3 protein-coding genes are annotated in these 2,941 nt (G+C 56.6%); all 3 read left to right on the forward strand.

The window, feature by feature from the left end; genetic code table 11:
* Window positions 1-271: 271 nt before the first annotated feature.
* Entirely contained in the window at window positions 272-1,822 is a 1,551-nt protein-coding gene (locus ACNKID_RS05225; protein WP_417912377.1) for a HAMP domain-containing protein, read from the forward strand.
* Window positions 1,819-2,484, forward strand: coding sequence for a response regulator (locus ACNKID_RS05230; protein ID WP_417912378.1), 666 nt, complete (start codon window positions 1,819-1,821; stop codon window positions 2,482-2,484). The genes ACNKID_RS05225 and ACNKID_RS05230 overlap by 4 nt, the downstream gene beginning before the upstream one ends.
* Window positions 2,485-2,642: 158 nt before the next feature.
* The coding region (locus tag ACNKID_RS05235) for a S8 family serine peptidase (protein WP_417912379.1) at window positions 2,643-2,941 on the forward strand (299 nt) is incomplete at its 3' end.

Consider the following 2,941-nt stretch of genomic DNA (forward strand, 5'->3'; position numbering starts at 1 on the left):
TTCTGCATCAGCCGTGACCGGCTGAATCCAATTCGTTTAATGAGGGGCATTGTACCCATGCCAAGATGAACAGAAGATGAATTGAGAAGTTTTTCTTCTCGACCGGTTCAGCCAGCCGCATAGCTGGCCAGTGAAATCATCTCTGCTTTGATCACCCGCTCATCTTTCCTATATCATAAACAAGATGAAATGAATGGATCATGAATCTGCCGGAAAATAGTTGAAATAAACTGCCGCGCCTTTGTCGGCCACATCTTCTGCCCATTCCGCCATGCTCAAGCTCAGTCTGCGCGGCAAGTTCATCTGCCTTTTCTCACCACTGATTGCCGTCATTTTTTTTCTCGGCATTTTCTGCGTCTGGACTTTTTCCAGCATCCACCGGCAGTTTCACGCCCTTCAGAAGGACACGACCTTCAACGCCGCCGCCGTGCTGGATCTGAAGCAGCTCCTGCTCTCTCTGGAGGAGGGGCTGCGGGAAAAACGCATCAACCGCAGCCAAGTCGCGGCCAAGGCTGCACAGCTTAAAGAGCTGATCAGCTCCCATGCCGATCGGCACAGCCATGAGCAAACGGACGCTGCGGCAGAGGCCTCGCATGAGATGCTGTATCACGGCATTTTGGCCATGACCCTGTCCAAATATATCCTCAGCGAGTCGGCGGCGGGCTGGCCTGACGAAGAGTTCGCGCAGGTCGCCAAAATTGTGCAGGAAGAGCTGCATAAGATGGAGATAGTGATTGACTCGCACCTTCAGCTGCACCTCCAAGAACTGGCGAAAACAGAAAATTTTGTCACCGAGCGCTATCAGAAAACTTTGCTGGTGACCGCCGTGACCAGCTCGGCGGCGGCATTGCTGACAGTGGCAGTTTTCCTCCTCATGATCCGCTCGGTGCTGGGGCCGGTGAACGTTCTTCAGGAGGGCATCCGGCAGCTTGGCGCGGGCAATCTCCGGTATCGGCCACGGATCAGCTCCGGCGACGAGTTCCAATTTTTGGCGGAAGAATTCGGCAACATGGCGGACCAGCTGGCTGAATACCAAGGCGGCTTGGAGCGGAAGGTGGAGGAGCGCACTCAGGAGCTGGTCCGGGCCAACAGCGAACTGCGCAAAGCTGAGGAGCAGGTGCATCAGCTGTCACAGGAGCTGCTGACCGTGCAAGAGCGGGAGCGGCAGCAGATTGCCCTGTATCTGCATGATCAGGTGGCGCAAGAGCTGTCCTCGCTCAAAATCACCGCAGGCTCGCTGTTCAGCAGCGTGGAGGAGGGCAAGGCTCAGGAGCTGCGCAGCTGGAGCCGTCAACTCGACCGCTGCATCCGCACTGTGCGCGAGCTGTCCTACAACCTGCGGCCTCCAGGGCTGGAGCAGATTGGTTTGGTCAGCGCACTGGCTGATCTCTGCCGCGACTTCTCCCGCAAGGTCGGCATCCCAGTGAAATTCTCCGCTGCGGGGGCGGAAAATTTGCAGCTCGACTTTGATTGTGCTATCAATATGTACCGGCTTGCGCAGGAGGCCCTGAACAACATCGGCAGACATGCGGCGGCAGGTCGGGCGGAAGTCCGCCTGATTGTCTCTTGGCCCAACCTCATCCTCCGTATTGAGGACGACGGCTGCGGCTTCTCCGTGGAGGAGGCCAGCCGGAGGGCGCGGGAAGAGAAACGCTTCGGCCTGCTGGGAATGCAGGAGCGGGTCAGAATGATGCAGGGCGTTTTCCGCATTCAGGCCGCGCCGCAGGAGGGAACCAAGCTGTTTATTGAACTCCCTGGCTTGATCAGAACTTCTCTGGGCCAAGAGCAGGACGAACTTCAGACCGACGCTGAAACAGAATGAACGCGCTGAAAAAAATCGTCGTCATTGACGACCACGACACCTTCCGTGCCAGCCTCAGGCAGATCATCAGCAAATATGAAGGATTTGAAATCGCGGACGAGGCTGCTGACGCGCGCCAAGGCGAGGCTGCTGTCCGCAAGTGCAAACCTGACGTGGCAGTGATCGACCTTTCCCTTCCTGACCGGAGCGGCATCCAGCTGGCCCGGATGCTGCGGGCGGCGGTGCCGGAAACCCGCATCGTCATTGTCAGCATGCACTGCAAAATCGACTACATCATCAGCGCGCTGCGGGCTGGGGCAACGGGCTACATCATCAAAGAGTCGGTCTCCGCTTGCCTGCGCGACGCGCTGGAGGCTGTGCTGCGGGATGAATACTATCTTGACGCAGCCCTGTCGCAGGAAATAGCACCCCGGCTGCTGGAGTCTGCGGAATTGATGGAGCTTGCCGACGCGACCTACGGCAATCTGACCAGCAGAGAGCAGGAAATGCTCCGTTTCTTCGCCCGGGGTGATTCGGTCAAGGACATCGCTGATAGGCTCTGCATCAGTGCGAAGACAGTGACCAACCACCGGGCCAACATTCTCAGCAAGCTTGATCTGCACAGCACAGCCGATCTGGTGCGCTACGCGGCAAAGCTCGGCCTGCTGGAGGATACGGAGTAAGAGCTTGCTTTTATTCCCCCATTGTTTCGCTTTGCGTTCCTGACAAAACTCGGCGTAGCTCTGGAAATAACTTGACTGAAAGCAGAGTATATGTTATCGCTGACTCTGTGAGACAGGAAAGTTGCTGCCATTTTAAAAGACATGTCAGGAGAAACGAGATGAAAAAAGGAAAACTGTCCGTCGCGGGAACGGCGTTGTGCGCAGCAGTGCTGTTTTGTTCCCAAGCATCCGCCGCAGCTCTGAGCAAGACGGGCAAGCCGGATCAAAAAAGCCCCCCCAAGCCGGAGCCTGTGCCGAATCAGGTGCTGGTTTCTTTCAAATCCGGTGCCTCATCTTCTAGCATCTCTGCATTGCACAGCAGGATGAAGAGCAAAGTCCTCAAAAAGATCAGCCGGATCGGCCTGGAAGTTGTGGAATTGCCCGCAGGCAGCAATGTGGCAGATGCAATCAAAGCCTA

This window comes from Candidatus Electronema sp. TJ (assembly GCF_048287355.1).
GTDB lineage: Bacteria > Desulfobacterota > Desulfobulbia > Desulfobulbales > Desulfobulbaceae > Electronema.